At 68.6% G+C, this 5,801-nt stretch carries 7 protein-coding genes and 1 pseudogene; 6 read left to right on the top strand and 2 right to left on the bottom strand.

Going from position 1 to position 5,801, the window contains the following annotated elements:
- A partial coding sequence (locus tag DYS74_RS16820) for a GTP-binding protein (protein ID WP_199505807.1) occupies positions 1 to 96 on the bottom strand: 96 nt, incomplete at its 3' end.
- A gap of 324 nt (positions 97 to 420) precedes the next feature.
- Positions 421 to 2,679: a DNA topoisomerase IV subunit A gene (gene parC / locus DYS74_RS16815; RefSeq protein WP_121534834.1), complete on the bottom strand. Its 2,259-nt coding sequence runs from the start codon at positions 2,677 to 2,679 to the stop codon at positions 421 to 423.
- Between the two features lie 176 nt (positions 2,680 to 2,855).
- Between parC and DYS74_RS18730 the strand changes: the two genes are divergently transcribed.
- The 6 genes and pseudogenes from DYS74_RS18730 to DYS74_RS16785 form a co-directional block, all read left to right on the top strand.
- Positions 2,856 to 3,314, top strand: coding sequence for an SH3 domain-containing protein (locus DYS74_RS18730; protein ID WP_121534833.1), 459 nt, complete (start codon positions 2,856 to 2,858; stop codon positions 3,312 to 3,314).
- Positions 3,315 to 3,389: 75 nt separating this feature from the next.
- The gene (locus DYS74_RS16805) at positions 3,390 to 4,220 is read left to right on the top strand and encodes an SDR family NAD(P)-dependent oxidoreductase (protein ID WP_121534832.1); all 831 of its coding nucleotides are present in this window, start codon (positions 3,390 to 3,392) and stop codon (positions 4,218 to 4,220) included.
- Between the two features lie 73 nt (positions 4,221 to 4,293).
- Entirely contained in the window at positions 4,294 to 4,494 is a 201-nt protein-coding gene (locus tag DYS74_RS16800) for a twin transmembrane helix small protein (protein WP_113901712.1), read from the top strand.
- A 15-nt stretch (positions 4,495 to 4,509) separates the two neighbouring features.
- Positions 4,510 to 5,082: a cob(I)yrinic acid a,c-diamide adenosyltransferase gene (locus DYS74_RS16795; RefSeq protein ID WP_121534831.1), complete on the top strand. Its 573-nt coding sequence runs from the start codon at positions 4,510 to 4,512 to the stop codon at positions 5,080 to 5,082.
- Positions 5,083 to 5,149: 67 nt separating this feature from the next.
- Positions 5,150 to 5,419, top strand: coding sequence for a YMGG-like glycine zipper-containing protein (locus DYS74_RS16790; protein ID WP_183077575.1), 270 nt, complete (start codon positions 5,150 to 5,152; stop codon positions 5,417 to 5,419).
- Positions 5,420 to 5,642: 223 nt separating this feature from the next.
- A pseudogene (locus tag DYS74_RS16785) lies at positions 5,643 to 5,801 on the top strand (electron transfer flavoprotein subunit beta/FixA family protein); the annotation flags it as partial.

Raw genomic sequence — 5,801 nt, 5'->3', positions numbered from 1 at the left:
GATCGCAGCCGTCAGCGTCGTCTTGCCGTGGTCAACGTGGCCGATCGTGCCGATGTTGACGTGCGGTTTCGTCCGTTCAAACTTTGCCTTTGCCATTCGCGGGCGCCTCTGGGTTCGGGGGCCGGCACCGGCCCGTGTCAATATCGCGGGCTTCGTATTGCTCCGACGCGGAAAAATCAAGACCGCTTCGCGCAAAGCCGTGTCGCGCAAGGGCTTGTGGGCAAGGCAGTGCGGCGATGCCACACCCGGCTCCCGTGCCTCGCGGCGCAGGGGGCGCTGCCCCCTCGCCCGTGCCGGGCTCACCCCCGGGATATTTGCAGCAATTGGAAGCCCGCACCCCCGGGCCGTCTCCTTGCCGGAAAGACCTCGGGGGTGAATTTTCCGCAGGAAAAGAGGGGGCAGCACCCCCTCCTGCGGGCCTCAAACGAAGCGGTTGTCGCGCGGGAAGCCGCGCGGCGCCATCCGGCCCGCCGAGGCGCGCTTGCCCAGCCATTCGGTCAGATCGCCTTCGGTGCGGGTGCGGCCGGCCGGATCCTTCCAGCTCAGCCCGTCGGCCAAGGTGAAGGTGATCGCGTCGCTCAGCCCACCGTCCTTGAACTTCTGCAGCCGCACGCCCTTGCCGCGCGCCATCTCCGGCAGCTCGTCGAGCGCGAAGACCAGCATCTTGCGATTCTCGCCGACGCAGGCCACGGCATCGCCCGAGACCGGACGACAGACTGCGGTCTTCGCCCCCTCGCGCATGTTCAGCACCTGCTTGCCCGAGCGGGTCTGCGCGATCAGCTCTTCGGAGGGCGCGATGAAGCCGTCGCCGTCCGAAGAGACGAGCAGGTATTTCTCGCCCGGCTTCGGCAAGATCACATGACCGATCTCGACCTCGTTCGGCAGGTCGACCATCAGCCGCACCGGCTCGCCCATGCCGCGTCCGCCGGGCAGGTTGGCGCCAAGCAGCGTCCAGGCACGGCCGTTCGTGCCGATCAGCACGATCCGGTCGGTGGTTTCGGCATGCAGCGCGAAGGCCGGGCCGTCGCCGTCCTTGAACTTGACCTCGCCGTCGAGCGGCTGGTGCCCCTTCATCGCCCGGATCCAGCCCATCTTCGACAGCAGCACAGTGATCGGCTCGCGCTCGATCATCGCCTCGATCGGCACCTCGACGACCTCGCCGGCCTCGTCGAAATCGGTGCGGCGGCGGCCGACCGCCGTGCCCTTGCCAAAGGCCTTGCGGACCTCGCCCAGCTCGGTGCCGATCTGTTTCCACTGCGCCGCCTCGGAGGCGAGCAGCGCCTCGAGCCCGGCGCGTTCGGCCAGCAGCCCGTCGCGCTCGGCGCGCAGCTCCATCTCCTCGAGCCGGCGCAAGCTGCGCAGGCGCATGTTCAGGATCGCCTCGGCCTGGGCCTCGGTCAGATGCGCGATCGCGCCGCCCTCGGCCTTCCAGGGCTCGGCCATCAGCGCCGGCTTCGGCTCGTCCTCGAAGCGGATGATCTCGATCACCCGGTCGAGGTTGAGATAGGCGATGATGTAGCCCTCGAGGATCTCGAGCCGGCTTGCGATCTTTTCCAGCCGGTGCTGCGAGCGCCGACACAGCACATCGCGGCGGTGGTCGAGGAAGGCGCGCAGCACCTCCTTGAGCGAACAGACCTTGGGCACGCGGCCGTCGATCAGCACGTTCATGTTGAGAGAGAAGCGCACCTCGAGTTCCGAGTTGCGGAACAGCATGCCCATCAGCTGCGCCGGATCGACGGTGCGGGCGCGCGGTTCGAGCACGATGCGGATGTCATCGGCGCTCTCGTCGCGCACATCGGCCAGCGCCGGCACCTTCTTCGTCTCGATCAGCTCGGCCAGGCGCTCGATCAGCTTCGCCTTCTGCACCTGATACGGGATCTCGGTGACGACGATCTGCCAGGCACCACGGCCGAGATCCTCGGTCGACCAGCGCGCACGCAGCCGGAAGGCGCCGCGGCCGGTGCGATAGGCGTCGCGGATGCTGTCCTTCGGTTCGACGATCACGCCGCCGGTCGGGAAGTCGGGGCCGGGGATCAGGTCGACCAGCGCATCATCGGCAATCTCCGGGTCGCGGATCATCGCGAGGCAGCCGTCGACCAGCTCTTCCATGTTGTGCGGCGGAATGTTCGTCGCCATGCCGACGGCGATGCCCGAGGCACCGTTCGCGAGCAGGTTCGGGAAGGCCGCGGGCAGCACCACGGGTTCGGTCAGCGTGCCGTCGTAATTCGGGCGGAAATCGACCGCATCCTCGGCCAGCCCCTCGAGCAGCGCCTCGGCCGGCGCCGCCATCCGCGCTTCGGTGTAGCGCGAGGCCGCCGGGTTGTCGCCGTCGATATTGCCGAAGTTGCCCTGGCCGTTGACCAGCGGGTAGCGCATGGCGAAATCCTGCGCCAGACGCGCCATCGCGTCATAGATCGCGGCGTCGCCATGCGGGTGATAGTTGCCCATCACGTCGCCCGAGATCTTCGCCGATTTGCGGAAGCCGCCGGTCGAGCTGAGCTTGAGCTCGCGCATCGCGTAGAGGATGCGGCGGTGCACCGGCTTCAGCCCGTCGCGGGCGTCGGGCAGCGCGCGGTGCATGATCGTCGAGAGCGCATAGGTCAGATAGCGCTCGCCGATCGCGCGGCTCAGCGGTTCCGAAGAGGTGGACGGGTGCGGGGTATCGTCATGCTCGCTCATGGCACCGGGTGTAAAGCGGCACCGCGGCCGGGTCCAGACGGAAAGCTCGGGCGGAAATCGGGGAAAATTCCGTCCGGCTGGGAACCCCCGCCGGCGCGACTCGTTGACGTAAGGACAAGACGGCGCGAGCATTGTTAACACTTGCTGAAGCAGGGCGTCGCACAGGGGAGGGTCCGATGTTCCGACTGACAGCCATCACACTGGCCGCACTCTATGTCGTGCTGGCCGTTTTCGGCCGCGATCCGGAGGGCGCACCCGAAGCCATCGCCGCCGAACCCGAGGCCCCGGCCGCCATCGCGCCCGTTGCCGCGGTCGCCGCAAGCGCCGCGGTTCCGGCCCCGGATCCGGCCCCCGCCGTCACCCCGGTGCGCTTCACGCCGATGCCCGGGCCGAGCCTGAAACCCGCGCCCGAATACCGCGCCGTGCCGGCCGCGACCGGCCACATCCTCGCCGTCGATACGACCCGGCTGAACGTGCGCTCAGGCCCCGGCCTCTCGGCCCCGGTGATCGACAGCCTGGCGCGCAACGAAGAGGTGCTGGTGGTCGCCGAGCGCGACGGCTGGGCCCGGATCCGGATCGAGGGCGACGGCATCGAGGGCTGGGTCTCGCGCCGCCTGCTGCGGCCCGCGAACTGAGCCGCCGGTCGGCGCTTGCCACGACGCGCCCCCGCCCCTATCCCGGATGCCGGCATCCACGGGCGGAGAGACACCATGGCGAAGACGATCCTGATCACCGGCTGCTCCTCGGGCATCGGCTATGACGCCGCGCACGGGCTGACCGCCGCGGGCTGGACGGTGCTGGCCACCTGCCGGCGCGAGGAAGACTGCGCCCGGCTGCGCGCCGAGGGGCTGATCTCCTTTCCGCTCGACGTCGCCGACCCGGCCTCGATCGAGGCTGGCTTCAACGAGGCGCTCGCCCGCGCCGGCGGCCGGCTCGACGCGCTCTACAACAACGCGGCCTTCGCCACCCCGGGCGCGGTCGAGGACCTGCCGGTCGGCGCGCTGCGCGAGAATTTCGAGACGAACCTTTTCGGTCTCCATGACCTGACCTTGCGCGCGATCAGGGTGATGCGGGCGCAGGGCCATGGCCGGATCGTGCAATGCTCCTCGGTGCTCGGCATCGTCGGCATCCGCTGGCGCGGCGCCTATGTGGCGACGAAATTCGCGCTCGAGGGGCTGACCGACGTGCTGCGCCTCGAGATGCGCGACACCCCGATCAGGATCATCACCCTCAATCCCGGCCCGATCCCGACCCGCTTCCGGCTGAACGCGATCCCGCATTTCGAGAAATGGGTGGACTGGAGGAATTCTGCCCGCCGCGCACAATACGAAAGCTCGCTGCTGAAGCGGCTCTATGAACCCTCGGGCAAGCCCGACGCCTTCGAACTGCCGCCCTCGGCGGTGACGGCGGCGCTGCGCGCGGCCCTCGAATCGGCGAACCCGAAGCCCGCCTATTACATCACCGGCGCCACCCATATCGCCGCCGCCCTGCGCCGGCTGCTGCCGCTGCGGCTGCGCGACTGGCTGCTCGCCCGCGCCTGAGTTTTCCCTCGCCTTTCGGCACGGCGCCGTTACTGTGATCGCGCGCCGGGGAGGGCGCGGGGGAGAAATGACGATGCGCAGCGATCCGGTCTTCTATGCCGTGGTGGGCGCCTGCCTGGCCGTTCTGGTGATCCTGCTCATCGGCATCGGCGGCTTTGCCCGCGGCGGCGAGTTCAACCGCCGTCACGCGAACCGGCTGATGCGGCTGCGCATCGCCGCACAGGCGGTTGCGATCGGCCTCGTTCTGCTGTTTGTCTGGCTCAGACGGGGCTGACAGGAGGAGACGACGATGGTCGTGCTGAACAGGATCTACACGAAGACCGGCGACAAGGGCGAAACCGCGCTCGGCGACGGCACGCGGGTGCCCAAGCACGCGCTCCGCGTCACCGCCTATGGCACGGTCGACGAGCTGAACGCGACCCTCGGCCTGGCGCGGCTCCATGCCGAGGGCGAGACCGACGCGGCCCTCGCCCGGATCCAGAACGATCTTTTCGACCTGGGCGCAGATCTCGCCCGCCCGGCGATGGAGAAGGACGCCGAGGCGCCCTATCCGGTGCTGCGCACCACCGAATCGCAGGTCGCCCGGCTGGAAACCGAGATCGATGCGATGATCGCGCGGCTCGAGCCGCTGCGCAGTTTCATCCTGCCCGGCGGCTCGGCGCTGTCGGCCTTTCTGCACCTCGCCCGCACCGTCGCCCGCCGGGCCGAGCGCGAGGCGACCGCCCTTGCTGCCGCCGAATCGGCAAATGCGCAGGCGGTGAAATACCTGAACCGGCTGTCGGACTGGTTCTTCTGCGCCGCCCGCATCGCCAATGACGACGGCCGCACCGATGTCCTGTGGGTTCCGGGCGCGAACCGGTGACGCAGGGGAACCGGACAGCATGACGATGTGTTATGATGTCAGGACAATTCATCTCGGAGACTCAGCCATGAAGACCAAGATCGCCTTCCTTCTGCTGCCGGCGGCGCTCGCGCTCAGCGCCTGCATGGACACCACCGAGGACCGCACGCTCCTCGGCACCACCGCCGCAGGGGCCACCGCCGGCGCGCTGCTGAACAAGAAGAACCCCGGCACCGGCGCCATCGTCGGCGGCGCCGTCGGCGCCGTAGCGGGTTCTGTCATCAATGAAAATCGCCGCAGCAACGGCCGGTGCCTCTACCGCGACCGTTACGGCCGCGAATATTACGCGCGCTGCTGACCGCCATCGCGCCCCGCAGTTTCGAAGGCCCGCCCACCGGCGGGCCTTTTTGCTGCGCGCCGGACCGGCCGCACCCCCGAATGCCCGCGCGACGTGACGTAGCGACAGCGGAAGGGGTCGATTTTGCACTGTCCCTTCGAGGCCGGCTCTTGTAACAAAATTGCCGAAAGCCGAAATCCGCCCCCCGCCGGGGGCGGCGAATGCAACCAAGGAGACACCGCCGATGAAGGTCCTGGTACCTGTGAAGCGCGTGATCGACTACAACGTGAAGGTTCGCGTCAAGGCGGACGGCACGGGGGTCGATCTTGCGAACGTGAAGATGTCGATGAACCCCTTCGACGAGATCGCGGTCGAGGAAGCGATCCGCCTGAAGGAAAAGGGC

This window comes from Paenirhodobacter hankyongi (assembly GCF_003664585.1).
Lineage (GTDB): Bacteria > Pseudomonadota > Alphaproteobacteria > Rhodobacterales > Rhodobacteraceae > Rhodobacter > Rhodobacter hankyongi.
The sequence above is the reverse complement of the archived record's forward strand: the minus strand, read 5'-3'. Positions and strand labels throughout refer to the sequence as shown.